Origin of the sequence: Vibrio sp. 10N.222.55.C6 (genome assembly GCF_041473395.1) — a bacterium.
Taxonomy (GTDB): Bacteria; Pseudomonadota; Gammaproteobacteria; order Enterobacterales; family Vibrionaceae; genus Vibrio; species Vibrio crassostreae_C.
In genome coordinates, this window is record NZ_JBFRSD010000002.1 from 15,082 (window position 1) to 39,979 (window position 24,898).

Below are 24,898 nucleotides of genomic sequence, written 5' to 3' on the forward strand. Positions count from 1 at the left end.
AAGCGAGCGCTGAAAAATGGTGTTAGAATGCCGACAGTTAATGTCGGCATTTTTGTATCCGGCGATCAAATAGAAACCTGTGAGAGTTTTTGTGGATTATCAAATCATTACCCAATTGAAAGACCTTGAGCGAGTTTGCCAACAAGCACGTGAAGCCGATGTCGTTATGCTTGATACGGAGTTCGTTCGTACTAGAACCTATTACCCTCAATTAGGCTTGATTCAGTTATTTGATGGTGAAACGCTGTCACTGATTGACCCTATTGCTCTTGATGACATGACACCGTTCGTTACCTTGTTGAAAGACGCATCAGTATTGAAAGTGCTGCACGCGTGCGGTGAAGATTTGGAAGTGTTCCAGAACGCATTTGGCTGTACACCAACACCAATGGTTGATACACAGATCATGGCGGCTTTCTTAGGTCATGGTTTATCAACGGGCTTTGCTGCTCTGGTTTCAGAGTTTGTCGGTGTCGATCTCGATAAGAGTGAATCTCGCACAGACTGGCTAGCGCGTCCGCTTTCTCAAAAACAATTGGACTACGCAGCAGCAGACGTGCATTACCTAATGCCAATGTACAACAAGCTTCTAGAAAAAGTGATGGAAGCTGGCTGGTGGGAAGCGGCTCAGCAAGAGTCTGATTTACAAGTTGCCAAGCGCATTCGTAAAGTAAACCCAGATACAGCCTACCTTGATATTAAAGGGGCGTGGCAGCTTAAACCTAAGCAATTAGCGATCTTACGACCTCTAGCAACTTGGCGTCTAAAAGAAGCAATCAAGCGCGATTTAGCGCTGAACTTTGTCTTCAAAGAACAAGACCTATGGGCTGTGGCGCGTTTTGCGATGAAAGATCCCAAGCACATGGAGCAAGAGGGTTTTGATTACCGCTCTGTGCGTCGCCATGGTGCGAAGATCAGCTCAATCGTAAAGTTAGCGGAACATACACCAGAAGAAGAGTACCCAGCACCAGTAGAACGTCTAATGGATTTCCCTGGCTACAAGCAACTCTTCAAAGTGCTGAAAGATGAAGTGAAAACAGCATCACAACACAGTGGTTTGGCGACGGAATTCTTGGCATCGAAGAAGCAACTTAACCAAATGTTAAGCTGGGTGTGGAAGCACGATCGTAACCCAGAGAAGCTGCCTGATGTTATGCAAGGCTGGCGTTTAGATGTGGTTGGCGAAAAGCTGAGTAAAGCGATCAAATAACCGCTTGCTGCTTTAAAGCCTAACTTAGTTACAGTTATAAACTGCACATACAAAAAAGAGAGCCTAGGCTCTCTTTTTTTATTCAATCAATACAAGCAAGTGTATTACCTGCCAATCTTGTTCAGAAAGATTATCGATCTTCTTCTGGAAGCTTAACATTCAACTCTAACACTGAGATGTCGTCATCTTTGTGTTCAAAAGTCAGATCAACCATTGATGGATCGACCTCAACGTACTTGGCAATACACTTCAAGATGTCTTCTTTTAGTTGCGGCAGGTAAGACGGCGCTGGGTCGTCATGGCTGCGTCGTTCGGCAACAATGATCTGCAAACGTTCTTTGGCTAGGTTTGCGGTTGTCTTTTTCTGTGGTCTAAAAAACTCTAATAATGACATTGTGCATTAGCCCCCGAACAGTCGTTTGAAGATGCCTTTCTTCTGTTCCGTTAAGAAGCGGAAGTCAACTTGGCTACCCAGTAGTCGCTCTACAGTATCATTGTAAGCCATACCTGCGTCGGTTGCTTCGTCAAAGATAACTGGAACACCCTTGTTCGATGCGTTGAGTACTGCTTGGCTTTCTGGAATCACACCCAGTAGAGAGATGTGCAGGATTTCTTCAACGTCTTCAACACTGAGCATCTCACCTTGAGTTACACGTGCTGGGTTGTAGCGAGTCAGTAGAAGGTGTGTTTTCACTGGCTCTAAGCCGTCTTCTGAACGACGAGATTTAGAGTCAAGAATACCTAGAATACGGTCTGAATCGCGTACTGAAGAGACTTCTGGGTTGGTGGTTACAATCGCTTCATCAGCGAAGTACAACGCCATTAGAGCGCCTTGTTCGATACCCGCAGGAGAATCACAGATGATGAAATCAAAGCCCATTTCATCTAGTTCATCAAATACACGACGAACACCATCTTTTGTTAGTGCGTCTTTATCACGAGTTTGAGAAGCAGGAAGAATGAACAGGTTCTCTGTGCGCTTGTCTTTGATCATCGCTTGGTTCAGCGTCGCTTCACCATTGATAACGTTAACGAAGTCGTACACAACACGACGCTCACAACCCATGATTAAATCTAGGTTACGCAGACCGATATCAAAGTCGATAACTGCGGTTTTCTTTCCTTTTAAAGCCAGACCCGAGGCAATAGCTGCACTGGAGGTCGTTTTGCCTACCCCGCCTTTACCTGACGTTACAACGATAATGCGTGCCATTCTGTTTTCCTTTTATTTCTCTTATATTGCGAGGACATCAACGTGTAATACATCGTTTGCCATACTGAACATGGTTTTCTTCTGCCAGTACTCGCTTTCAATTTGATCGCTGAGCCAGTAATTTCCAGCAATGGAAACCAGCTCGGCTTGTAAGTCATTACAAATTATTTTTGCTTCAGTTTGACCACTTGCACCTGCAATCGCACGGCCGCGTAAAGTGCCATGAATATGGATACTGCCATCGGCAATCACTTCCGCGCCTGCACTCACATGGCTGAGAATCAATAGATCGCCATCTTTCGCATAAACCTGCTGACCAGAACGAATAGGGGTTCTAATCACTTTGATTGGTGCCATCTTCGCTGGAGCTTGAGATGGCGACTTGCTTGCCGTCATCACTGCAAAACCGGCTTCTTTAGCGAGGTTTTGCATTCGCTTATCAGAACAACCAGCCACACCAACCGGGATCATACCCGCTTGAGATATACCATTTTTAAGTTGCACAAAATCGATATCGCCCGCGACTTTGCTGATGTTGATAACAACAGGCGCGGCAGCGAAAAACGTAGGTGCTTGGTCTACTTTCTCTTGAAGAAAAGAGACTGCATTTTCGACTTGATCATCGGATAAGTGCAAAACAGATAGCGTAAAGCTGCTACCTTTTAGATCTGGGTTACTAGACATCGAAAAACTACAGGACCTCAATAGCGGATTGGTACAATTTCTTTATCAATAAAATAAAGGGCATTGCCTGAAACTAGGTTTATCATGTTATATTCCCAAACCAAGCACAGCAAGTAATCTTGTTGTCAAATGGACGTTTTGTTCCCAATATTTCCCTAACATAAACTATTGATCTCGCAAGTGAGAGTTTTGTAGTCATAATCAATTAAAAGGTTTGTCATGCTGTGTTCTATATATAAAAGCTCAAAGAAAGAAGGAACATACCTTTATATCCCTAAGAAGGATGATTTTTCACAAGTTCCTGACGCATTGATGCAAATGTTTGGTAAACCTAGTTTTGTAATGGTAATTAAAATGGATGGCCGTAAACTGGCTCAAGTAAACATCGAAAAAGTGAAAGAATCACTGAATACCGATGGTTTCTTTTTACAGGTTCCGCCACCACCAGTTAACGAACTTGAACTTCATAAAGAGCGTAAAGCTCAACAGAAATCTCAAGACGAAGAGTGATAGCCACCTCAATTCAAGGAGGAGTGATCGTTGAGTAAATTTTCGAAAACCATATTGGCTGTGTCGGCATTACTATTGGGTAATAGCCTGACCATAAGTTCAGTACAAGCTGAAGAACTGAGCTTCGAGCAATATGTAGAAAAACTAAAACAACAAGGCCGTGAAGAAGGCATCTCTGAAGCGATCATTGATGAAGCCTTTGATGGTGTAACGTTTAAGCCAAGAGCGGTAAAAGCCGACAAAAACCAACCTGAGAAAAAACTGACTCTGGATGAATACATTCCACGAGCGGTTCCAGATTGGAAAGTGAAGCAAGCAAGGTCACTCTACAAGGAGCATTACACCGCGTTAAAGCGTATTGGTGATGAATATGGTGTTCAACCAAGATTCATTGTCGCGCTATGGGGCGTTGAGAGTAATTTTGGTAAGTTCACGGGCAATTACAGCGTTATCGACGCCCTAACGACCATGGCTTATGAAGGACGCCGAGAAGCTTTCTTCCGTAGCGAAGCGATGGCGGCATTGAAGATTCTTGATCAAGGCCATATTGCACCAAAAGAGATGAAAGGCTCTTGGGCTGGTGCGATGGGTCAACCTCAGTTTATGCCAAGCTCATTCTTAGCTTACGCCGCTGATGGCAGTGGTGATGGCAAGAAAGACATTTGGGGCACTGAAGAAGACGTATTTGCTTCGGCGGCCAATTATCTCAGCCAATCAGGGTGGGATGACAAATATACTTGGGGTCGTCAGGTTCATGTTCCGTCAACTGTGTCGATCGATTTACAAGGTCGAGACGAAGACAAAGCGAAATACTTAAAAGAGTGGTCTGAACTCGGTATTAAACGCTATGACGATCGCCCACTGCCAACACTTGATGAAGACATTAAAGCTTGGTTAATCATGCCGGATGATGAAACCGGACGTTCGTACCTCATTTATAACAACTACAATGTGTTAATGAAGTGGAATCGTTCTTACTACTTTGCTTTGGCAGTAAGCCATCTAGCCGACAGAATTAAGTTTGATTAACAGACCTAAGTCGCTTTGAATAGCATTTGGCCTACCATAGGCAGAACGAACTAAAGGACTCTTCGGAGTCCTTTTTGATTTTATATTTCAGAGATTTAATAAGGTGATCTTGTGCTAACAGATAGAGCTGCACAGATGGTGATATTCCATGCGCTGATCAAGCACGAAGGCTTTACCAGTGCTGCAAAAAGCTTGAACGTTTCGGTGTCTCACATTAGTAAGCAAGTTGCTTTGCTTGAAGACTCTATTGGTATCAAGTTGGTACAACGCACCACACGTAGCTTAACGCTGACCGAAGCAGGGGAAGTGTTCTATCAGCACTGTGAGCAACTGTTTAACACGGTAAAAGCCGCTCAAATGGATATGGACAGCCAGCGTGATGACATCTCTGGAATATTGCGTGTTGGGTTGTCACAGTCATTTGGCACTTTACATATCATTCCTGCGATTGATCAGCTCAGACAACTTTATCCTCAGCTGAGAATCGAGGTTCACTTGTTTGACTACAAGGTGGATATGATTGAAGAGCGACTGGACCTATGGATCACCAACAACGAAGATCTGCCAGAAGGTTATATTGCTCAGCGATTGGCTGACAGCCAGTTTGTGGTGGCTGCATCACCGGACTATTTGATTAAGGCCGGGACGCCACATGTGCCTTCTGATCTGATTGACCATAACTGTCTTATCTATCGCAGCCGTGAACGAGATTACACCTCGTGGGCATTTGATAATGGCCAAGAGAACCTTAGCGTTAAAGTAGCGGGTGATTACTCGGTGGATCTAGCTGAGGCCGTGCGAGACGCAGCCGTATCAGGGTGGGGTGTGGCTTACTTAGCAACTTACTTAGTAAAAGAAGAGTTTAGAACGGGCAAATTAATCCAAGTTTTGCCGGAATGGAGAGCGAGTCAATTAATGCCATTCTATGCCGTTTACCCGAGCCGAAAGAATATGCCGAAGAAGCTTTCGGCAGTGATTGAGTTCATTAAAGATCATATCGGGTCGCCGACGTATTGGGACAAAAACCTCAAAACTTGCGTTGAACTGCATCGCTAACTGTTTCCTAATCTATAAATATAATTTCCATATGGAAAAAGTACGCTTTTTAATCAAAGTTAATTATTAAAATTCAATAACTTAATTATACTCATAGTTAAATCGTGATTACCCCAACATCACATTAACAACCTCAGCTTGCCGCAAACGATTTCCTCTATAGAATGCGTCGCCTTTCCTACCTACAACTTTTAGGTTGACGCACATGGCTTCCCTACTTGGAATTATCACTATTTTAGTTGCCGCTTGGTTACTATCTACGGACAGAAAAAATATTCCACTAAGAACAGTCTCTTTGGCTTTCTTATTACAAATCTCATTCGCGCTGTTGGTTCTGTATGTACCAATGGGTAAAGAAGCGTTGAATGCAGCCACAGGTGCGGTATCTAGCTTGATCAACTACGGTCAAGAGGGGATTAACTTCCTATTTGGTGGCCTAACGAATAACGGATTTGTTTTCGCGATTAACGTTCTAGGCATCATTATCTTTTTCTCTGCACTGATCTCTGGTTTGTACCACATCGGCTTTATGCCAAAGGTGATCAACCTTATCGGTGGCGCACTACAAAAGTTTTTGGGCACAGGTCGTGCGGAGTCACTGTCTGCGACTGCAAACATTTTCGTTGGCATGATTGAAGCTCCATTGGTGGTTAAGCCTTACTTGAAGCACATGACGGATTCACAACTGTTTGCTGTGATGGTGTGTGGTTTGGCTTCTGTCGCTGGTGGTACGCTAGTGGGTTACGCATCGCTTGGCGTTGATCTAAATTACCTGATCGCAGCTGCATTTATGTCTGCACCTGCTGGCCTATTGATGGCTAAGATCTTAGTACCAGGTAGCGCAGATGACGCTCAAGAAAATATTGAGTCTGACGTTGAAATTCCACGAGCAACAAACGTAGTTGAGGCAATGGCAGATGGGGCTATGTCTGGACTTCGTATTGCCGTTGCGGTGGGTGCGACACTACTTGCCTTTATCAGTGTGATTGCAATGCTGAATGGCTTGCTAGGTATTGTTGGTGGTTGGTTTGGCGTAAACCTAAGCTTCGAACTTCTACTAGGTTATGTGTTCGCACCCGTTGCATGGCTGATCGGTGTGCCGTGGTCTGAGGCTGTGGTTGCGGGCTCATTGATCGGTAACAAGATTGTCGTGAACGAGTTCGTGGCTTTCATCCAACTAATGGATGCTAAAGAGGCGCTAAGTGAGCACTCACAAGCGATCGTAACTTTCGCTCTATGCGGCTTTGCTAACATCTCTACCATGGCGATTCTTATCGGTGGTTTGGGCAGCTTAGTTCCAGAGCGTCGCTCTTTCATCTCACAATATGGCTTCAAAGCAATTTGTGCAGGTGTGTTTGCTAACCTAATGAGTGCTGCTATTGCTGGTGTTGTACTTTCTCTATAGTTAACTGATCATGACTTTACTCCCCCTATAGTAAAGTGACTGATTAATCACAATAATATTCGGTTAGCGTGAAAAAGAGAGCCTATAGTGTAAGAACGTAGGTTTTCTTATTTCATTGAATAGTTTGTACCACAGGGTGTGGTGCAAACCTTTTAGGGGCACAAATGGATTTGTCGATTACTTCTTCTTTGGCGTTAATTGGACTCTTGTCTTTAGCTTGTCAGCAGCTCGGCTGGCGTTTACGTCTTCCCGCCATTCTCCCTCTCCTTATCGTTGGCCTATTGTTAGGTCCCGGCCTGAATATTCTAAATCCCGATGCCATTTTCGGTGATGTGCTGTTTCCTATGATCTCCTTAGGGGTTGCCATCATCTTGTTTGAAGGAGCATTGACCCTAAATTTCAAAGAAATCAGAGGCCATGGCCGGATGGTGACTCACCTCGTGAGTTTCGGCATGTTGATTACATGGGCGTGTATCGTGGTGGGGGCATACTACTTTGTGGACTTCAGTTGGCCGTTAGCCGCACTGTTTGGTGCATTAGTTGTGGTAACTGGCCCTACGGTAATCGTGCCCATGCTTCGCAGTATTCAGCCTAAATCTTCGTTAGGCAGTATCTTGCGATGGGAAGGGATAGTAATTGATCCGATTGGCGCTCTGTTTGCGGTTCTCGTCTACGAGTACATTGTTTCTTCTGCCGACCCTACCGGACATGTTCTGTCAGCTCTGGGCCTGACGTTAGTCATAGGTTTAGGCTTAGGGATCATCGGTGGCCATTTGATTGCCAAGATGCTGCAAGGGCATTGGGTACCGCACTATTTACGTAATGTGGCTGTGCTGACGCTAATGTTGGCGGCGTTCTCGTTTTCTAATGATCTGAGTGAAGAATCGGGTTTATTAACCGTGACCATCATGGGGATCTGGCTTGCCAACGTGAAGGGCTTGGACATCGAAGACATCATCGAATTCAAAGAAACCCTGACCGTGTTACTTATTTCTGCGTTGTTTATTCTGTTAGCCAGTCGACTCGATTCGGGGGCTTTCCTTTCGATAGGTTGGGGCGGTATTGGGTTGCTAGCGGTGGTTATGTTGGTGGCTCGCCCGTTAAGCGTGTGGATCAGCGGGATCGGTACGGATCTTAATTCGGCGGATAAATGGTTTTTGAGTTGGATGGCACCTCGCGGGATCGTAGCAGCCGCGGTTTCTTCTCTGTTTGCGATAAAACTGCAAGAGAAGCAACTGATTGAAGGCGCAGATCTGCTCGTGCCCATGGTGTTCTTAGTCATTATTGGTACGGTTGTGATTCAGAGCTTAACCGCGAGCTGGTGGGCGAGAAGGCTAGGGGTCACTCAAGAGAAAGCGCAAGGGGTTATCTTCTTTGGCGCCACTCACTTTGCAAGACAATTTGCCAAGGTGCTAGCCACACACAACATCAACAGTGTGCTTGCTGATACTAACTGGGAAAGCATTCGCTTAGCTCGTATGGATAACTTGAATGTTTACTTTGGTAACCCAGCTTCAAGCCACGCGGAAAACAATTTGGAACTCGATGGGATAGGGCGTGCGATGATCGTCTCGCCTTATCGTCAAACCAACCCGTTAGTCAGCATGCATTACCAAGACGAGTTTGGTGCCAATAAGGTGTTTGAGCTTGAATCCTCAGAGAATAAACATGAAAGGCACCAAGTGAGCCGCGATGGCAATAGAAGTCTGTTTTCGGAAGGGATCACCTATTCTAAGCTTAACTCGTTGATGGCTCAGGGTAGCCAAATTAAAAGTACAGGTTTGACCGAGGCATTTGATTTAAAAGAGTTTAACGCTTTGTATCCTAAAGCCATTCTTCTTGGGGTGATTAATGGCGGTGATTTCCGTTTAATTACACAAGGATCTGAGTTGGAAAAACTCATATCAACGGAGTGTGAGCTTATTAGTTTATTACCGCCTTCTGAACAGACGGAAAAAGTTGAGAGTCCAGATAAGTAGCAACGAGCGCTTCATCAAAAGCGAGTCACCCCGTTTTAAAAACGAATAGCTAAGTACCAAAGCATCAAAAAAGCCGCAACGTTCATCACGTTGCGGCTTTCTAATTTATTTATATGCGCTGCGGACTATTTCGAGTGAAATTGCTCGCAAGCGATCATGGTGTTCTCGATTAGGCTCGCCACCGTCATTGGGCCAACACCACCCGGCACAGGTGTGATGAAGCTTGCGCTTTCTTTCGCTACGTCGTATTCAACGTCACCCACTAGTTTGCCAGATTCCAAACGGTTGATACCCACATCGACCACAACAGCGCCTTTCTTAATCCAAGCGCCAGGAATGAAGTTAGGTTTACCAACGGCAACTACAACAACGTCTGCTTGACGCACGTGACCTTCAAGGTCTTTGGTGAAGCGGTGACATGTTGTCGTCGTACAACCTGCTAGAAGAAGCTCTAGCGTCATTGGGCGACCTACGATGTTTGATGCGCCAACCACAACCGCGTGCTTACCACGTAAGTCGATGTTGTAACGGTCAAGCAGCGTGATGATGCCTTTTGGCGTGCAAGAGCGAAGCTTAGGCATGCGCTGAGCCAAACGGCCGACATTGTATGGGTGGAAGCCATCAACGTCTTTTTCTGGCGTGATACGCTCAAGAACGTGAGTGCTATCAATGCCAGCTGGTAGAGGCAGTTGAACAAGAATACCGTCGATCTCTGGATCGTCGTTCAGTTGGTCTACCAGTGTTAACAATTCGTCTTCTGTCGCAGTGGCTGGCAAGTCGTAAGATTTAGATACGAAGCCAACTTCTTCACACGCTTTACGCTTACTTCCAACGTAAACCTGAGAAGCAGGGTCTTCACCCACTAAAACAACCGCTAGGCCCGGAGCGCGTAATCCAGCTTCAGTACGAGCTTTTACACGTGCAGCAACTTCGGAGCGAACCGTTTGAGAAATTAGCTTTCCATCAATATTTTGAGCAGTCATGAATTTCCTTAGTATTGATATTCAAGTTAGTGGCTGATGTTTTTGGCGCATTATTCCAGAAAATCTTTTTGATTACCATCAAGCAAACGTTTGCTTTGGTCTGTTTTCCAACACTTATATGTTTGTTGGCCTTTTTTTACCCACTTAGATCAGAATGTTACATAAAGCCGTTGCTTTACTGATTCGAATTCGTATAATTCGTTCCTGTAGCGCGCCCTTAGCTCAGCTGGATAGAGCACCTCCCTTCTAAGGAGGTGGTCGAAGGTTCGAATCCTTCAGGGCGTGCCATTATTTAAAGAAACCCGATAACTCTCCGAGTTGTCGGGTTTTTTGCTTTTTAGCGTCACTGTCCCTTTTCATACCCTTGAGAGGACAGATACTTGAATTTTGATACCCACGTCACGCTTTCTCTGCATACACCTATCCCTGTACTGATAGAACAGTACTCAATTCAGAAAGCTCAATACTTCAAAAGCTACCTCTGCAGTATCCAGTATCGCCTAAAGCGTTTAGCTGAATGGTTCTCAGATAGCTGTGTAAAAGACATTTCTCCAGAGCTTGTGTCTAAGTTTCTACGAGAGCGACAGACACAGGTTAAATCTGGCTCAGTTAGAAAAGATGCCTCGGTTTTACGAGCGATGCTTAACTGGCTGAGAAAGGACATAGGGTTGCAGATACCTGATGTGTCTAAGCACGTTCGCATCCCAAAAGACTACACAGTGCGACAGTTCACACCTACAGATGAACAACTACATAAAGTGATAGGGAATCTCAAAACTCTGGAACTTAAAGACATTTGCTTGCTGCTATCTGAAACAGCTTGTCGGCGCAGCGAAATACTAGGATTAAAGCTTGGTGGTGTGTGCCTTGCGGGGCGTTATCTTCAGCTTAGAGATACGAAAAACGGTGAGGATAGGCGAGTTCCATTATCACGACCTGCAATGGCAATTCTTGAGCGTAGGTTATATGAGCTAGAGGGTTATAAAGAATCAAAGCAGTTATTCAAAACTCAAGCAATGTACTTGAGCAAAGCCTTTAGAGTTGCTGCTGATGAAGAAGGGCTGAATGACTTTGTGCTTCACTCACTGCGACACTACCGCCTATCTAAACTGATACAGGCAGGGCATGACCATATGCTTGTAGCAAAGCTATCAGGTCATAAAGATATACGAGTATTAAATCGTTATGTGAAGGTGGATGTGTCGCAGTTAGCAGCTACGCTTTTTGATTAGACAGCTTATTCTTCTTATGGCACTTTTTTACGTATTTATCTAGCTTGTTAGCTTTCGAAGGATTGAGAGCTAATCTTCCGATTTTGCATCGTTGTTTACTTGTTAGACTGGCTTTCTGCTAGAGAGATTTTTTCCCATGATGGCTAGGTAGATGTCTAATCGATTGAATAAATAGTGACTGATTGCTTGAGAGGCGCATCGAATGGCTCTTGTATACCACTCAATCATACTCTTGCTGTAGTTCTTTCCTGTTATTGCTACTTGCTTCCTGTTAAGTAGTTTCCCAACTGTAGTGGTGCTTATTTCAGTAAGAAATGTCAGATAAAATAGAATTTGTTTTTTGCTGGTTCTCCTTGTGCTTGTTTTGGGAGTTTGGCCTGTCGCTCCACGCAGGCAGTCATCAAGCCAGTTAGGAAGGCCGGAGGTACTGATGGCGTTGCACTGTTCATCGTTGATAGCTTGGTTATACCCTAGAAAGTTGAGCTTGGATAAGAACTCTTGAACTTTCGAGTTATCGGTGATTTTTACTGTATTCAAAATAGTTTCCTTTGATAGCAGATAGCTTGCTTGAAAGAAGAAATTTAAAAACCGAACCTAATATAAAAGGGCTTGTTTGGGCTTTTGCTGTATTTGGAGGTTTAGAGGTAAGGAGGAAAGATAGCTATCTAACCTCCTTGCTTTCTTACTACTTCAAAAAGTTAGAGAAGATGAATATCGCCAATTGTTTTTGATGATACCTGTACGCCGTTTTTCCATTGGCTTAACGCTTCATTTTGAACTTAACTTGTTTGCTTTTTCTTGCAGCTCTCAGTACGGCACGAGTCCAACAGGTAGATACACCACGAGGATTAAACCCTTGAACTTTTAGCCAATCTTTAAAGTTGGTTTGTCTAAAGCTCAGGTGCTTCTTTTGATTCGATGGAATGTGAAGTTTGTTAGGCGATTTGTAGTTTTTGTTTTTTCGGTGATGGCAATCTAGTTTGATTAGTTTATTTTTACTCACAGTAATTCCTTAATGTCGCTACGCATGCCATAAGCATGTTTTAGATTAGATAGGTAGGTTGATTCCAAACGGAATCAAGAAGGGTTTAGATTGGGGCTCCACCCCAATCACCGGAACTACGTTCCTCCGTCTTATCGGTGCATTTTTAGTTTGTTTCGTTGTTCAATTCGGATGCGCTCAAGCTCATGGCCTAGCTTCTTGTCTTTCTTGGTTGGTTCTTCCCTTGCAGTGGTTTTGTTCAGGCGTAGTAATTTGATGGCATTATCAATCGTGTCTTTCTGGACACACATAGTGAGGTTGTCGTCCCTGTCTTTGCTGTTTTCAGATTCTGTTACTTGTTCTTGAATTTGCTTGAGAAGTACATCAGCTACAGCGTCATGCAATTCTTGAACTTGTAACACCGTTCCTGCTTTGTTCTTCTTGTTTTTATTACCCATTAGTTTTCTCCTTCTTTTTACTCTGTCGCTTAAGCGCCTTTGCCTGATTTGCTCGCTCCTTATCCCAGCCTTTGAGCTTTACATACATCAGCTTGAGCTTCCGTTTCCGAGCTAATGACTGTCGTGTATTGCTACTCAAATCTCTGAGGTCATGCTGTAGCTCACAGCGTTTACGGTTGAACTCCTTACGGTTTATCGCTTTTATTCGCTTGCGCCATTGATATTCATTAAGCGCACACTTCTTGAAATGTATAGGTGTTCCGTGAACAGTCATTCTTAGCTTCCACGCATTAGGTTTGATGCCGTCCTCCCGAAGCCACTCCCAATGGCTTGAACTCATGTCTGCTAAACTCTTTACAAATGACTCGGACAATCCACACATTTGGCTTATTTGTTTAGCTGAGAGTCTGGGCCTCAGCATCAAGCGGCTATTTTTCTTGATGAGTTCTTCTTCTGGCTGTGAGTACAGCACTTGAATAGCTTTTCTTACTTTGTCTTTACTTACTTTTTGTCTACCCATACCACCTACCTTATTGGCTTTCCTGAAGCTTCTATCTCCTATACCAACGTTTAATAACCAATCGGTAAGAAAAAACGAGTAAGGTACGGTGATAAATATTTCTAAACCTATTGATTTTATTGGTCTGTTGGCGAGGCAGTGTCTGATATAAAGTCCGATATATCGCACACGTGCAAGCTGAAAATAAACTCCAGATAAAAGAAAGCCCCACCGAAAGGCGGGGCTGTTTTGGGTGCTTAATAGTTTATATGTTTATAGTGACTTTTTGATGTTGTAGATTGAGCTGCGAGTAACGCCATGTTTTCGAGCCATCGCTGCAACAGGTTCGCCATTCGCTAACCCCTGTACGATACTCTTGTATGTATCCGCACCCATCTTCAAAGGTCGTCCACCTTTTACAGCTTTCTCTGCCTCTGCCTTTGTTGCTCCTGCTTCAATACGTTTGGCGACACTGTGAGCCTTGCCTGACTGCATACGGTCTTCAATCATGTCCCTTTCCATCTCAGCGAACAAAGCAAGTAGGTGAACCATTGCTTTGCCCATTAGGTCGTTAGCTCTGGTATCTACTCCTTGCTCAATGCATTTAACCGTTATACCTCTCTCCTTGAAGGTTTCGAGGTTTAGTAGTACCTGCGACAGTGAACGACCTAGGCGGTCTAGTTTGGTAATTACTACAGTGTCTCCCTCTCGTGCGTACTCAAGAAGGTCATTGATTAGCTCTTGGTGTTCTTGGCTCTTACCTGAATGTTTAGCCTTCCATACTTTTCTACAGCCATAGCTCTCAAGTTTGCTCACCTGTGCACCTAAGTCTTGTTCCTTAGTAGATACACGAGCTAATCCAAGTAATGCGCCATTCTTCATCTGTACAATTCTCTGTAGTTTTGTTCTTTAATTGGAATGCATCATATTTCTGTGGACACAACTCTGTCAATTGGTTTTGTACATGTGCAAAAGTGTTTAGGTTAGGTGGGTTAGTGTTTTGTTCACTCAGCTTTGTGCAGTCTTTTACTTTGTTGAGGTTTTGTTTCTTCGGATTTCGGGAGGGTATTGGGGGACATTAGAAAAAGCACCGCAGCGGAAGCTCTCGCACATTTTCGACCCGTGAATTCTAGGTGTGTTAGTTTGATTTTGGTTATCGGCATCAAGAGAAGACGCCGATATTCTTTTGCATTGTTTTCAGTCTATGGTTAGCTTGTTAGTCTGTCGGATTGTTAGTAAAACGGATGTTACCGAAACCGTCTCGGATAACGTACCCTTGGTCATCAAATGAGACGTTGCCTAATTGATTGGCGAATACAGGGTATACCTTCCACTTTTCAAGAGATACATCGTCCCCGATGCTTTGTCTCCATTTGAGGGCGTAGTCCAGAGAATCGAACACCATATAGTCGGCTGTGTTCTCTAACAAACTACATTCTTGCGAGTTTAGTTCGCTGTAATATTCATGCAGTAGTTCGGAATTGAGTTGGTTTGCATGTTGTGCCAATTGATTTGCTTGGTCACGCATAGCCCACATTATTTGATTATAATGGTCCTTACCTACAGCCATAGATGAAATCTTGATACGTTCAATAAACTTCCCTTGAAGAACATTTTTATTCGAGCATCGTCCAAGCTGAGAATACATCCGTGCATACTCTCTTCCCCAGTCGTAGAACTGTGCGTATTTTCCATCTGGAATAGGATTATAAATCGAGATTATTTTCCTTCCAACTATGTAACTTGTTGGCTCTTGGTCGATGACGTGAGAAGTGTTTGCACATGCAGCTATTGATAATGAGAGCAGTGCTAACAAGGTAGGTTTTATCATGTGGATTTCAGTTTTCTGGTTCATATTGAGTATATAATAACACATAAAATTTGGGGTTTGGGCAGTCGTTCTTATGTGTAAAGTAGACCTTGACGACCAGCAACGCTAAAGTGATTCAAAGCACATATAAGTACAATCAGACATTAATAATTTTAGGTAACTCTTATGAAAAAATACTTCACTATCTTCTGCCTGTTACTACCAAGCGTGACTTTAGCGAAAACTTACACTACAGCTCAGATTAGTTGTCAGCTTGATGAGTATTGGGACCCAACGGAGATTCACAACTTCATTTATACGGATGATAAAATGGTAAGTTATGGCAGTACCTTTGAGCTTGAAGTCATCAAGCCAATGACGGAAGACGAGAATGGCGTCATAATTATGGAGTATAAATTTGCTGACAACGGTGGTATGTACTTTTGGTCATATGACCCTAGATACAAAACATTTCAATATAAGTTCTTAAAATACAAAGAAAATGGCGAGGTTATGTGGGTCGGTACAGGTCAAGAGAACTACAAACGTTGTAAGGCAAGCTTTAGTTAGTTTTCGAGTGGGATACTCTTTACAGCTACAGTAGCACTGTCTTACAATCACGTCTCACTCGGGAAGTGACAAGCTATTAAACGCATGAACTGTATGATTCCTATCGATACTCCCTTCTAAGGAGGTGGTCGAAGGTTCGAATCCTTCAGGGCGTGCCATTATTTAAAGAAACCCGATAACTCTCCGAGTTGTCGGGTTTTTTTGCATTTTACATATCATAAAACACTTCTTTTCAAGCGCGACTCATTTTCTTCTGTTATTCGTTTCATTCGGCTTATGTAATAGAAAGTTAAAATTGTTCGTTTTTTGGGGTTTACATCATTTGGTAATAAAGCCACTATGAATTCACGAAGAATAGACAAGTAAAGCTATTAGCCAGTCGGTTTAGGAATCAAACCTTCTGATTGATGGCTGATTTAGAGGAAGCAATGGCAGGAAACAGTATCGGACAACACTTTCGAGTGACCACATTCGGAGAGAGTCACGGTATCGCACTAGGATGTATCGTAGATGGGTGCCCACCAGGATTAGAAATTACCGAAGCAGACCTTCAAAGAGATTTGGATCGTCGTCGCCCTGGTACTTCTCGCTATACAACGGCTCGTCGTGAAGCGGATGAAGTGAAAATCTTATCAGGTGTATTTGAAGGCCAAACTACGGGTACTTCTATTGGTCTATTGATTGAAAATACAGACCAACGCTCTAAAGACTATTCCGAAATTAAAGACAAGTTCCGCCCTGGCCACGCTGACTATACGTACCATCAAAAGTACGGTGTGCGTGATTACCGAGGTGGTGGTCGTTCTTCAGCTCGTGAAACTGCAATGCGTGTTGCTGCAGGTGCAATTGCGAAGAAATACCTAAAACAAGAATTTGGTGTTGAAATCCAAGCTTACCTTTCTCAAATGGGTGATATCTCAATTGATAAAGTGGATTGGAACGAGATTGAAAACAACGCTTTCTTCTGTCCAGATGCCGACAAAGTACCAGAATTTGATCAACTGATTCGTGACTTGCTAAAAGAAGGCAACTCGATCGGTGCGAAGATTCAAGTGGTTGCGACTAAAGTGCCAGTAGGCCTTGGTGAGCCAATCTTTGATCGTCTAGATGCTGACATCGCGCACGCTCTAATGAGCATTAACGCTGTGAAAGGTGTTGAGATTGGTGATGGCTTTGATGTGGTTAATCAACGCGGTAGTGAACACCGTGACCCATTAACTCCAGAAGGTTTCAGCAGTAATCATGCTGGCGGTATCTTAGGTGGTATCTCTACTGGTCAAGATATTGTGGCAAGCATTGCGCTTAAACCAACATCAAGCATCACTGTACCTGGTGACACAATCACGAAAGATGGTGAAGCAACGCAGTTAATCACGAAAGGTCGTCACGATCCATGTGTTGGCATCCGTGCGGTACCTATTGCAGAAGCAATGCTGGCTATCGTGCTGCTTGACCACTTGCTACGTCATCGTGGTCAAAACTTTGGTGTGACAACTGAAACACCACAAATCTAATTCTGCTTCTTTTTATTTAGAATAGAATTGGTAGAAACAAAAAAGGGTTGCTTCGTAATGAAGTAACCCTTTTTCACATTAGCAGGATTATTCGTCCGGTTAGCGACTATCGTCATTAAAGACAGCTAGCAGCTTAAGGCTCTTAATCCATTAATGCACTGAACTTTCAGGATCAAGCTGGAACGAAGGCAAACTCCATTTGAATCTTACAGCCGCCATGCGCAGCAAGTAACCAACTACAAGCGTCACAATTGTCGCCGTGACGTCGTTGATGCCAAGCTCAAGCAAACCTAGGTACAAACCTGAAGCGACAAGTGCGACAGAGGCATACAGCTCTTCATGTAACACCAATGGTGTTTGACGACAGATAAGGTCACGTAACAAACCACCAAAGACACCTGTCACTAATGCCGATACCATGCAAATCATCGGGTGCAGACCCATGGTCATCGCTACTTTGGTACCAATGATACTGAATACGATTAGGCCTAAGGCATCCAAGCGAATAAACAAACCTTTTAGCTTGATAACCCATTTCGCCAACCCGGTTGTAATAACACCTGCTATACAGGTGATGGCCAGATACTGAGGGTTTTCAACCCAACCTAAAGGGTAATGGCCAAGTAAGATATCGCGTACTGTACCGCCGCCAATTGCCGTTGCGCTCGCAACCAACATTACACCAAACCAATCCATTTTTTGTTTGCCTGCACTGAGAGCGCCGGTCATGGCTTCTGCCGTGATGCCAATGATATACAAAACACTTAGTAGCATTGCTGTAGCTCTATAATTTAGGTCTATAAACTCGAGTCTTATAGGCCTTAGGGATATAAAATGAAGCGCGAGTGTAGTAGTAAAAATGCTTGTTGACGAATGAATATTTGTACCGTGAATGGGCGTTTCAGATTAGCTAAACTAATCATTCACCTTAAAGTGGTGTAATCTGGGAATGGCAATCGATTGTCACTGCAAAGTATAATGGCGAACCCGATGTCATTACGCTTGATAGGGCTTTACCGAGCGCTTAAAAAAAGCAAAATGCCCCAGTTATTTTTACTTAAATTTGATTTTATGACACACCAATACTCAGACATTATCGATATCTTCAATCAGACCTTTTTTGAAAGCTTTAATACCAAACTAGAGCTAGGGGCTGATGAGCCGATCTATTTGCCTGCTGATGATACTATCCCACACCATCGAATCGTGTTCGCACGTGGCTTTTACGCCTCTGCACTCCATGAGATCGCACACTGGTGCGTTGCTGGGCCTGAGCGTCGTTTACTGGAAGATTTTGGCTATTGGTATGAACCTGACGGTCGAACGGAATCGGTTCAAGCTGAGTTTGAAAAAGTAGAAATTCGCCCACAAGCGTATGAATGGATCATTGCGATGAGCGCAGGCTTTCCTTTTAATGTCAGCTGTGACAATCTACACGGCGATTTTGAGCCAGATCGTTTGGCCTTTATGAATAAAGTACATAGCGAAGTTATGGGTATCTTTGAAGTAGGCTTTCCGCCTCGCGTGAAAATGCTCTCTGAAGCATTACGCAGCTTCTACGATGTAGAACCTTTATGTGCTAGCCAATTTATTGTGAAATAAGAGAATATTATGATTATCGAATTTGAAGAAAAACTACTTGAAGTAATTGATGCTCGCATTGAAAACGCATCAGACGATGAACTGTTTGCTGGTGGTTACTTACGTGGTCATATTTCTCTTTCAGTGGCTTCATGTGAAGAAGAAGGCATTGAAGATGTGGCTGAAGTAAAAGCTCGTATTGAACAGAGCCTAGACGACGCTCGCTCTGAACTAACACCAGCAGACCGCACTATCGTTAATGACCTTTGGGTTGAGCTACAAAACCAAGCTTAATCTCGATGTATTAATACTATCCGCTCAGTCCCTTCCTTTCCCATTTTGCTGAGCGAACTGGTTTATTTGAGACTCGTTCGAAATTTTTGAATGAGTCCGTTCATTTCTTGTGATGGTTACATTTTCTTACTACGTTATTCTAATCCCACTTAACGGAATTACAGAAAGGTCACATCATGAAAGTTATCGCATTTGGCGCAAGCACAAGTTCTACCTCAATCAACAAAACACTAGCAACTTACGCAGCAAACTTGATTGAAGGTGCTGAAGTAAAAGTCCTAGACATCAACGATTACAATGTTCCTATGTTCAGTGAAGACACTGAAAAAGAGATTGGCCAAGCGGAAGGTGCTCAAGCATTCCTACGCGACCTAGCTGAAGCTGATGCGTTTGTTATTTCGTTCGCAGAACACAATGGTCACTACCCAGCAGCGTATAAAAACCTATTTGACTGGGCGACACGTATTGAGCGTTCAGTGTTTGGCGAGAAGCCGGCGGTTTACCTAGCGACTTCACCGGGCCCTGGTGGCGCACAAACGGTACTTGGTGCAGCGACAGGTTCTGCACCTTACTTCGGTGGCAACGTGCAAGCGTCAGTTTCAGTACCAAGCTTCTACGATAACTTTGATTTTGAATCTGGTTCTATCAGCAACGAAGAGATCGTTCTACAGATTAAAGACGCGGTTGCTAAGCTGTAAATACAGCTTCGTTTAGAACATCAGTTTAGAGCAACACGAATAACAAAAAGCCCGAGCGACACAATGAACTCGGGCTTTTTAGCTTTTAACTTATTAGTTTCAGATATTCAGAAATTTCAGATGTTCAAAATAGCTGAACTAGAAACTACGGCTTTGATTTAGAATGCTTGTCAGCAACCCATCCAGCCGTTAATGCCTTACCTTTACGCAGTCTGCGTACCCACATTCGACTTGGGTGAATCGCCTCAAGCACATCAACAGGCAAGGGCAGCGGATCGCCACAGATCTGTGATGCTAATACTTCAGCCAATAATGGTGCAGAGCTCAAACCACGTGAACCCAGTCCGATAAAGCAATAAAGGTTAGGGAAGCTTGTTACCGTTTCTACATCCTCAACCGAGTCACGCTGCGGGTTGAAGTTGTGGAGATCTTGGTACTGCTCCTTAATGGCTTCAAAGTCACCAACGTTTCCGACAAACGGAAGGTGGTCACGGCTTACGCTTCGGATACCTTGGCGCGCTAAGTTGTCACTGGTATCGACATCTTTTGTCCATGCTTGGTCTGGTAGTGACCCATGTAGGCGCTCGCCATTGTGCTGCTGAACCTCAATATCAAATTCTTGGTCGATATTGGTTTTGTCGTAGTTCGCACCAATACAGTGATGACCATTGTTGGGGTTCTGTGGCGTCAAATAGCCATCAAAGCACAACACGGTTTTTAGCTGGCTGAGATTTTCCGTGGTCGGAATATGGCTCACTTGGCCTTTAACCGGAGTCAGTGGTACTGGCTGAGTTTGTTCAAACTGAGTGAACTTGTGTCCGTTTGCGACAACTACTTGGTCGTGCTTAGTTTGAATCTCACCTTGAGGTGCCTCAATCGTCAGTAACCATTGTTTTTCAGCTTCGAGCCACTCAAGTTGCGTTACTTGATGTTGATAGTGTGCGCTCACTTGGTTGCTCTCTTCTAGCTTGCCAATCAAGCCTTGAGTCAGTTGAAGAGGGCTTAACCAACCACCCAGCGGAAAGTAAACACTCTCTTTATCGACGGGTAAGCCAATCTTTTCGTTGGCTTGCTCTGGCGATAAACGCTGAATCAGGTCGGTGTGGAAGTTGCCTTCCAACATGCGGTTGAGCTTTTTAGTGGAGCCTTGATCCCACATCAAGATGTTCACGCCACACAAGCTGTGATCAAATTGAATAGACTGAGCCGCTTGATTAATAAATTGACGAGCAAACAGTAACCCCGGGCCAAACACGCGAGACACGTTCGAGGTCGCTTCGCTTAATAGCGGGTAAATCGCACCTTGGTTGTTACCTGAGGCATTGCCCGCAGCTTGTGGATGTTCACAATAAAGGGTGATGTTTTTACCACGACGGCTTAGCGTTTTGGCTAATGCAGCACTGGCGACACCACCACCAATGATCGCAATGTCTTGGGATTCAGTGTGTTGAGCGAGGCCATACCAAGGTTTGATGTTGGTGTGAGCGTGCTTTTCGCCAAGTCGGCCGGCGATCATTTCTCGCTTAGTACCAAAGCCTTTGACCTTTTTCATTTCAAAGCCAGCTTCTATTAAGCCACGGCGAACAAAGCCAGCAGCGGTGAAGGTGGCGCAGCTACAATCTTGCTTAGCGAGCTTAGCCATGCCGTTGAATAGGTTTTGATTCCACATCTCTGGGTTCTTGCTCGGAGCAAAACCGTCTAAGAACCAAGCATCAACCAAACCTTCACGCGGGGTTGGTACGTTGGGCATGCAATCTTTAATATCGCCAAACCACAAATCAAGCGTGATTGCACCGTCGCCCAGCACAATGCGGTGACATTCAGGTAGAGCAATAGGGTAGTGTTCTTGGAGTTGCGTCGCATACTCGGCTAATTCTGGCCACGATTGGTGTGCTTTGATGAGATCCTCTTTATTTAAAGGATATTTTTCAAAACTGATGAAATGTAACTCTTTGGTCATCGCTTGTGGGTTATCTTTAAGAAAAGCATCGAACCATTGCCAAACTGCAAGAAAGTTCAAACCTGTGCCAAAGCCGGTTTCAGCAATCACAAAGCGGCGTTGTTCATGTTCAAGCCAACGCTCTGGAAGGTGGTTTTGCTTTAAAAAGACGTAGCGAGTTTCTTCTAAACCGTTAACATTGGAGAAGTAAACGTCGTCAAATTGGTCTGAAACTGGCGTGCCAGACTCATTCCATTCCAGTTCTGCATTAGTAATTGAAGTCATAAAATCTATCATTTTGTGATTTGAAGCGATATGTTGGTAGGGATTGTACGAATTTCTAGGAAAGCTGACCACTTTTGTTAGGCTTCTTAGTTATCATCTAGCTGAATTTAGAATTATAGGAATGTCACATGAAACGAGTCGTAATCACCGGTATGGGTATTGTTTCAAGTATCGGTAACAACGTCGAAGAAGTTTTAGCATCACTGAAAGAGGGTAAATCTGGTATTACCGCTTCAGAGCAGTTCAAGGAAAATGGCTTGCGCTCTCAAGTATGGGGTAACCTAAAAATGAACCCTGCTGACCATATCGATCGCAAAAAAATGCGCTTTATGGGTGATGCAGCGGCATTCGCTTATCTTTCAATGGAGCAAGCAATTGCTGATTCTGGCTTAACTGAAGATCAAGTATCTAATGACCGCACGGGTATCGTTGCGGGTTCAGGTGGTGCTTCATCTCTAAACCAAGTAAACGCGGTAGACATCATCCGTGAGAAAGGCGTGAAGCGCGTTGGTCCATACATGGTTCCACGTACAATGGCTTCTACGGTTTCTGCTTGTCTAGCAACTCCTTTCAAAATCCGTGGTGTGAACTACTCTATGAGCTCTGCATGTGCGACATCTGCACACTGTATTGGTCACGCAATGGAGCTTATCCAACTTGGTAAGCAAGACGTTGTATTCGCTGGTGGCGGTGAAGAACTGGATTGGTCTCTGACTATGATGTTCGACGCAATGGGCGCACTTTCTACTAAGTACAACGACACGCCAGAGCTGGCTTCTCGTACCTACGATGCAGACCGTGATGGTTTCGTTATCTCTGGTGGCGGCGGCATGTTAGTTATCGAAGAGCTTGAGCACGCTGTTGCTCGTGGCGCAAAAATCTACGGTGAAATCGTAGGCTACGGCGCAACTTCAGATGGCTACGACATGGTTGCTCCTTCTGGTGAAGGTGCGGTTCGTTGTATGAAGATGGCGATGCAAAACGTTGATGGCGTTGATTACGTGAACACTCACGGTACTTCAACTCCAGTTGGCGACGTTAAAGAGCTAGGCGCTATCCAAGAAGTATTTGGTGGCAACAGCCCAGCAATTTCTGCAACTAAAGCGATGACAGGTCACGCTCTAGGTGCTGCTGGCGTACACGAAGCTATTTACTCAACGCTAATGCTAGATAACGGCTTTATCGCTCCAAGCATTAACGTTTCGAACCTAGACGAAGCTGCTGCTGGCCTAGACATCGTAACTGAAGCTCGTGATCAAGAGCTAACTACAGTTATGTCTAACAGTTTTGGTTTCGGCGGTACGAACGCAACGCTAGTAATCAAAAAGTACCAAGCTTAACTTAAGCTTGAGTTACAGAGACAAGGTTAATCGTTAAAGGGTTGCGCTAGTGCCGATTCAACACGCACAGGTCACCCAGTAATAATGACCATCAGAACAAAGTTTTTAGACGCAGGTTGGTAAACGTGTTTTTTGAACATAGTTTTTAAATCTGGGTTTAGAGATTGAAAGGTTTCCAGAGCTTGACCAGTACTGACTTTGGTTAGTACTGGTTGAACAGACGCAAGACTCTGTCTCCTGGAGAGCGAGATAGGATCCTTTTGTTCTGGATGTTTGCCCGATTGTTTATTCAATCGGGCATTTTTCGTTTTAGCCGTTTGATCTTGGGTGTTCACTCTGGTTTCGGTTCTTGTCTGCCAAGGTTAGGTGATTCAGCCCTTTATTTATAATGTATTCCAATTGCTACTCGACACCGTGTGTGGAATTTTGCACAATCATTTCAATTCACATTTAGGTCGATAGACCCCAACAAAAGTACTCGCCAAATGAAAATCTTAATCGACGAAAATATGCCTTACGCTGAAGCGCTTTTTAGCCAGCTAGGGGAAGTGACAATGAAGTCTGGTCGCACATTAACAGCTGACGACCTAGTTGACGTAGACGCATTGATGATTCGCTCTGTTACCAAGGTAAACGAGTCATTGATCAGCAAAGCCAATAAGCTGAAGTTTGTTGGTACTGCGACGGCTGGCATGGATCACGTTGACCAAGAGTTGATGAAAGAGCGTGGTATTTTCTTTACTGCGGCACCTGGTTGTAACAAGGTGGGTGTTGCTGAGTACGCGTTCAGTGCGATGATGGTGCTTGCGCAGCAACAAGGCTTTTCTGTTTTTGATAAAACGGTTGGTATTATCGGCTGTGGTCAAGTGGGCAGTTACTTAGCGAAGTGCCTTGAAGGTATTGGTATCAAAGTTCTGCTGAACGACCCTCTAAAACAGCAAGAGGGTGATACTCGCGAATTTACTGAGTTAGAGACTTTGCTTGAACAATCAGACGTTATTACATTACACACGCCAATCACTAAGACGGGTGAGTATCCAACGCATCACTTGATCAGTGAGCAAGTGCTGAACAACTTACGTGCTGATCAAATCCTGATTAATGCAGCTCGCGGTCCTGTGGTTGATAACCAAGCGCTAAAAGCTCGCCTGCAAAAAGCCGATGGTTTCACTGCAGTGCTTGATGTGTTTGAGTTTGAACCTGAAGTCGACTTTGAGCTTCTTCCGTTACTCGCTTTTGCAACGCCTCACGTAGCGGGCTACGGTTTAGAAGGTAAAGCGCGTGGTACCACGATGATCTTCAACAGTTATTGTGAATTTTTAGGTACTGAACAGCGTGCGTATGCAAGCGACTTATTGCCGACAGCGCCTGTACCTCAAATGAAATTAGATAGAGCTTGGGATGAAGCAACACTGCACAATTTGACTCAGTTGATCTATGATGTGCGCAAAGACGACGCCTTATTCCGTCGCAATATCGTTACGCCGGGTTCTTTTGACAAGATGCGTAAAGAATATTGGGACCGCAGAGAGTACAGTGCAGTCGAGTTAACGGGCGACGAATCTTGTAATTTAACGCCGTTATCTAAACTCGGTTTTATGGTAAAGCCAACTTTATAAAAGAGAGA

The 24,898-nt window shown here is 44.2% G+C and carries 27 protein-coding genes and 2 tRNA genes; 16 read left to right on the forward strand and 13 right to left on the reverse strand.

Features of this window, described 5'->3' with window-relative positions:
* The first annotated feature begins 91 nt into the window (after nt 1-91).
* Nucleotides 92-1,210 carry a ribonuclease D gene (gene rnd / locus AB4486_RS01810; protein WP_017062374.1) on the forward strand — a complete coding sequence of 373 codons (1,119 nt, stop codon included), beginning with the start codon at nt 92-94 and terminating at the stop codon, nt 1,208-1,210.
* Nucleotides 1,211-1,340: 130 nt separating this feature from the next.
* Here rnd and minE read toward each other — a convergent pair whose 3' ends face one another.
* From minE to minC, 3 genes are read right to left on the reverse strand one after another with little or no spacing between them, the layout of a single operon-like run.
* The gene (gene minE, locus AB4486_RS01815) at nt 1,341-1,604 is read right to left on the reverse strand and encodes a cell division topological specificity factor MinE (protein ID WP_010436847.1); all 264 of its coding nucleotides are present in this window, start codon (nt 1,602-1,604) and stop codon (nt 1,341-1,343) included.
* A 6-nt stretch (nt 1,605-1,610) separates the two neighbouring features.
* A complete protein-coding gene (gene minD, locus AB4486_RS01820) occupies nt 1,611-2,423 on the reverse strand; it encodes a septum site-determining protein MinD (RefSeq protein ID WP_009848498.1) in 813 nt (270 codons plus the stop codon).
* A gap of 21 nt (nt 2,424-2,444) precedes the next feature.
* On the reverse strand, nt 2,445-3,107 hold the full coding sequence (gene minC, locus AB4486_RS01825; RefSeq protein WP_017063419.1) for a septum site-determining protein MinC: 663 nt from the start codon (nt 3,105-3,107) through the stop codon (nt 2,445-2,447).
* Nucleotides 3,108-3,326: 219 nt separating this feature from the next.
* Between minC and AB4486_RS01830 the strand changes: the two genes are divergently transcribed.
* The 5 genes from AB4486_RS01830 (at nt 3,327) to AB4486_RS01850 (ending at nt 9,086) form a co-directional block, all read left to right on the forward strand.
* Nucleotides 3,327-3,617: a YcgL domain-containing protein gene (locus tag AB4486_RS01830; protein ID WP_017062372.1), complete on the forward strand. Its 291-nt coding sequence runs from the start codon at nt 3,327-3,329 to the stop codon at nt 3,615-3,617.
* A gap of 30 nt (nt 3,618-3,647) precedes the next feature.
* Nucleotides 3,648-4,646 carry a lytic transglycosylase domain-containing protein gene (locus AB4486_RS01835; protein WP_017062371.1) on the forward strand — a complete coding sequence of 333 codons (999 nt, stop codon included), beginning with the start codon at nt 3,648-3,650 and terminating at the stop codon, nt 4,644-4,646.
* Between the two features lie 135 nt (nt 4,647-4,781).
* Nucleotides 4,782-5,702, forward strand: a complete 921-nt coding sequence (locus AB4486_RS01840) for a LysR substrate-binding domain-containing protein (protein WP_017067671.1) — start codon at nt 4,782-4,784, stop codon at nt 5,700-5,702.
* A gap of 205 nt (nt 5,703-5,907) precedes the next feature.
* Complete coding sequence (locus AB4486_RS01845; RefSeq protein ID WP_017070735.1) at nt 5,908-7,107, forward strand: NupC/NupG family nucleoside CNT transporter; 1,200 nt, start codon at nt 5,908-5,910, stop codon at nt 7,105-7,107.
* 164 nt (nt 7,108-7,271) lie between these two features.
* A complete protein-coding gene (locus AB4486_RS01850; RefSeq protein ID WP_372116356.1) occupies nt 7,272-9,086 on the forward strand; it encodes a cation:proton antiporter in 1,815 nt (604 codons plus the stop codon).
* 125 nt (nt 9,087-9,211) lie between these two features.
* On the opposite strand, the gene folD is transcribed toward AB4486_RS01850, so the two are convergent.
* Nucleotides 9,212-10,069, reverse strand: coding sequence for a bifunctional methylenetetrahydrofolate dehydrogenase/methenyltetrahydrofolate cyclohydrolase FolD (gene folD, locus AB4486_RS01855; RefSeq protein ID WP_017062367.1), 858 nt, complete (start codon nt 10,067-10,069; stop codon nt 9,212-9,214).
* Between the two features lie 211 nt (nt 10,070-10,280).
* On the opposite strand from folD, the gene AB4486_RS01860 reads away from it, so the two are divergent.
* Both AB4486_RS01860 and AB4486_RS01865 read left to right on the forward strand, forming a co-directional pair.
* Nucleotides 10,281-10,357 (forward strand) — tRNA-Arg (locus AB4486_RS01860).
* Nucleotides 10,358-10,449: 92 nt separating this feature from the next.
* A complete protein-coding gene (locus AB4486_RS01865; protein WP_372116358.1) occupies nt 10,450-11,301 on the forward strand; it encodes a site-specific integrase in 852 nt (283 codons plus the stop codon).
* A 102-nt stretch (nt 11,302-11,403) separates the two neighbouring features.
* Here the strand turns inward: AB4486_RS01865 and AB4486_RS01870 are convergent, their stop codons facing one another.
* The 6 genes from AB4486_RS01870 to AB4486_RS01895 all read right to left on the reverse strand — a co-directional run bounded on the left by AB4486_RS01870 (nt 11,404) and on the right by AB4486_RS01895 (nt 14,768).
* Nucleotides 11,404-11,838 (reverse strand): hypothetical protein, encoded by a 435-nt coding sequence (locus tag AB4486_RS01870; RefSeq protein ID WP_372116359.1) that lies wholly within the window; start codon nt 11,836-11,838, stop codon nt 11,404-11,406.
* Between the two features lie 223 nt (nt 11,839-12,061).
* Complete coding sequence (locus AB4486_RS01875; protein WP_372116361.1) at nt 12,062-12,304, reverse strand: hypothetical protein; 243 nt, start codon at nt 12,302-12,304, stop codon at nt 12,062-12,064.
* Nucleotides 12,305-12,435: 131 nt separating this feature from the next.
* Nucleotides 12,436-12,741 (reverse strand): hypothetical protein, encoded by a 306-nt coding sequence (locus AB4486_RS01880; protein WP_372116362.1) that lies wholly within the window; start codon nt 12,739-12,741, stop codon nt 12,436-12,438.
* Nucleotides 12,734-13,261 (reverse strand): hypothetical protein, encoded by a 528-nt coding sequence (locus AB4486_RS01885; protein ID WP_372116364.1) that lies wholly within the window; start codon nt 13,259-13,261, stop codon nt 12,734-12,736. The genes AB4486_RS01880 and AB4486_RS01885 overlap by 8 nt, the downstream gene beginning before the upstream one ends.
* A 252-nt stretch (nt 13,262-13,513) precedes the next feature.
* Complete coding sequence (locus tag AB4486_RS01890; RefSeq protein ID WP_372116366.1) at nt 13,514-14,122, reverse strand: recombinase family protein; 609 nt, start codon at nt 14,120-14,122, stop codon at nt 13,514-13,516.
* A gap of 334 nt (nt 14,123-14,456) precedes the next feature.
* On the reverse strand, nt 14,457-14,768 hold the full coding sequence (locus tag AB4486_RS01895; protein ID WP_372116367.1) for a hypothetical protein: 312 nt from the start codon (nt 14,766-14,768) through the stop codon (nt 14,457-14,459).
* 468 nt (nt 14,769-15,236) lie between these two features.
* On the opposite strand from AB4486_RS01895, the gene AB4486_RS01900 reads away from it, so the two are divergent.
* The 3 genes from AB4486_RS01900 (at nt 15,237) to aroC (ending at nt 17,134) form a co-directional block, all read left to right on the forward strand.
* Complete coding sequence (locus tag AB4486_RS01900) at nt 15,237-15,620, forward strand: hypothetical protein (RefSeq protein ID WP_372116369.1); 384 nt, start codon at nt 15,237-15,239, stop codon at nt 15,618-15,620.
* An 80-nt stretch (nt 15,621-15,700) separates the two neighbouring features.
* Nucleotides 15,701-15,778: transfer RNA gene (locus AB4486_RS01905), tRNA-Ser, on the forward strand.
* Between the two features lie 270 nt (nt 15,779-16,048).
* Nucleotides 16,049-17,134 carry a chorismate synthase gene (aroC, locus tag AB4486_RS01910; protein WP_017062360.1) on the forward strand — a complete coding sequence of 362 codons (1,086 nt, stop codon included), beginning with the start codon at nt 16,049-16,051 and terminating at the stop codon, nt 17,132-17,134.
* Nucleotides 17,135-17,284: 150 nt separating this feature from the next.
* Here aroC and AB4486_RS01915 read toward each other — a convergent pair whose 3' ends face one another.
* Entirely contained in the window at nt 17,285-17,908 is a 624-nt protein-coding gene (locus tag AB4486_RS01915; RefSeq protein ID WP_017062358.1) for a trimeric intracellular cation channel family protein, read from the reverse strand.
* A 297-nt stretch (nt 17,909-18,205) separates the two neighbouring features.
* Between AB4486_RS01915 and AB4486_RS01920 the strand changes: the two genes are divergently transcribed.
* From AB4486_RS01920 to AB4486_RS01930, 3 genes are all read left to right on the forward strand, one after another.
* Complete coding sequence (locus AB4486_RS01920) at nt 18,206-18,736, forward strand: elongation factor P hydroxylase (protein ID WP_017063424.1); 531 nt, start codon at nt 18,206-18,208, stop codon at nt 18,734-18,736.
* A 9-nt stretch (nt 18,737-18,745) separates the two neighbouring features.
* Nucleotides 18,746-19,009, forward strand: coding sequence for a YfcL family protein (locus AB4486_RS01925; RefSeq protein ID WP_017063425.1), 264 nt, complete (start codon nt 18,746-18,748; stop codon nt 19,007-19,009).
* Nucleotides 19,010-19,185: 176 nt separating this feature from the next.
* Nucleotides 19,186-19,707, forward strand: coding sequence for an NADPH-dependent FMN reductase (locus tag AB4486_RS01930; protein WP_017062355.1), 522 nt, complete (start codon nt 19,186-19,188; stop codon nt 19,705-19,707).
* A 145-nt stretch (nt 19,708-19,852) separates the two neighbouring features.
* On the opposite strand, the gene mnmC is transcribed toward AB4486_RS01930, so the two are convergent.
* Entirely contained in the window at nt 19,853-22,003 is a 2,151-nt protein-coding gene (gene mnmC / locus AB4486_RS01935; RefSeq protein ID WP_080582254.1) for a bifunctional tRNA (5-methylaminomethyl-2-thiouridine)(34)-methyltransferase MnmD/FAD-dependent 5-carboxymethylaminomethyl-2-thiouridine(34) oxidoreductase MnmC, read from the reverse strand.
* A gap of 56 nt (nt 22,004-22,059) precedes the next feature.
* On the opposite strand from mnmC, the gene fabB reads away from it, so the two are divergent.
* Nucleotides 22,060-23,271 (forward strand): beta-ketoacyl-ACP synthase I, encoded by a 1,212-nt coding sequence (gene fabB / locus AB4486_RS01940; RefSeq protein ID WP_017062353.1) that lies wholly within the window; start codon nt 22,060-22,062, stop codon nt 23,269-23,271.
* 71 nt (nt 23,272-23,342) lie between these two features.
* Here the strand turns inward: fabB and AB4486_RS01945 are convergent, their stop codons facing one another.
* On the reverse strand, nt 23,343-23,606 hold the full coding sequence (locus AB4486_RS01945; protein WP_017062352.1) for a hypothetical protein: 264 nt from the start codon (nt 23,604-23,606) through the stop codon (nt 23,343-23,345).
* Nucleotides 23,607-23,756: 150 nt separating this feature from the next.
* On the opposite strand from AB4486_RS01945, the gene AB4486_RS01950 reads away from it, so the two are divergent.
* Nucleotides 23,757-24,890: a 4-phosphoerythronate dehydrogenase gene (locus tag AB4486_RS01950; protein ID WP_017062351.1), complete on the forward strand. Its 1,134-nt coding sequence runs from the start codon at nt 23,757-23,759 to the stop codon at nt 24,888-24,890.
* Nucleotides 24,891-24,898: the final 8 nt, after the last annotated feature.

Excerpts from the sequence above, each read along its gene's own strand:
- minE (WP_010436847.1), bottom strand. The coding sequence starts at position 1,604 with ATGTCATTATTAGAGTTTTTTAGACCACAGAAAAAGACAACCGCAAAC.
- AB4486_RS01900 (WP_372116369.1), top strand. The coding sequence starts at position 15,237 with ATGAAAAAATACTTCACTATCTTCTGCCTGTTACTACCAAGCGTGACT.
- fabB (WP_017062353.1), top strand. The coding sequence starts at position 22,060 with ATGAAACGAGTCGTAATCACCGGTATGGGTATTGTTTCAAGTATCGGT.
- AB4486_RS01930 (WP_017062355.1), top strand. The coding sequence starts at position 19,186 with ATGAAAGTTATCGCATTTGGCGCAAGCACAAGTTCTACCTCAATCAAC.
- AB4486_RS01845 (WP_017070735.1), top strand. The coding sequence starts at position 5,908 with ATGGCTTCCCTACTTGGAATTATCACTATTTTAGTTGCCGCTTGGTTA.
- AB4486_RS01950 (WP_017062351.1), top strand. The coding sequence starts at position 23,757 with ATGAAAATCTTAATCGACGAAAATATGCCTTACGCTGAAGCGCTTTTT.
- AB4486_RS01895 (WP_372116367.1), bottom strand. The coding sequence starts at position 14,768 with ATGCGTGACCAAGCAAATCAATTGGCACAACATGCAAACCAACTCAAT.
- AB4486_RS01920 (WP_017063424.1), top strand. The coding sequence starts at position 18,206 with ATGACACACCAATACTCAGACATTATCGATATCTTCAATCAGACCTTT.
- AB4486_RS01890 (WP_372116366.1), bottom strand. The coding sequence starts at position 14,122 with ATGAAGAATGGCGCATTACTTGGATTAGCTCGTGTATCTACTAAGGAA.
- AB4486_RS01885 (WP_372116364.1), bottom strand. The coding sequence starts at position 13,261 with ATGGGTAGACAAAAAGTAAGTAAAGACAAAGTAAGAAAAGCTATTCAA.
- AB4486_RS01925 (WP_017063425.1), top strand. The coding sequence starts at position 18,746 with ATGATTATCGAATTTGAAGAAAAACTACTTGAAGTAATTGATGCTCGC.
- AB4486_RS01850 (WP_372116356.1), top strand. The coding sequence starts at position 7,272 with ATGGATTTGTCGATTACTTCTTCTTTGGCGTTAATTGGACTCTTGTCT.
- minD (WP_009848498.1), bottom strand. The coding sequence starts at position 2,423 with ATGGCACGCATTATCGTTGTAACGTCAGGTAAAGGCGGGGTAGGCAAA.
- minC (WP_017063419.1), bottom strand. The coding sequence starts at position 3,107 with ATGTCTAGTAACCCAGATCTAAAAGGTAGCAGCTTTACGCTATCTGTT.
- AB4486_RS01880 (WP_372116362.1), bottom strand. The coding sequence starts at position 12,741 with ATGGGTAATAAAAACAAGAAGAACAAAGCAGGAACGGTGTTACAAGTT.
- folD (WP_017062367.1), bottom strand. The coding sequence starts at position 10,069 with ATGACTGCTCAAAATATTGATGGAAAGCTAATTTCTCAAACGGTTCGC.
- AB4486_RS01840 (WP_017067671.1), top strand. The coding sequence starts at position 4,782 with ATGGTGATATTCCATGCGCTGATCAAGCACGAAGGCTTTACCAGTGCT.
- AB4486_RS01830 (WP_017062372.1), top strand. The coding sequence starts at position 3,327 with ATGCTGTGTTCTATATATAAAAGCTCAAAGAAAGAAGGAACATACCTT.
- aroC (WP_017062360.1), top strand. The coding sequence starts at position 16,049 with ATGGCAGGAAACAGTATCGGACAACACTTTCGAGTGACCACATTCGGA.
- AB4486_RS01915 (WP_017062358.1), bottom strand. The coding sequence starts at position 17,908 with ATGCTACTAAGTGTTTTGTATATCATTGGCATCACGGCAGAAGCCATG.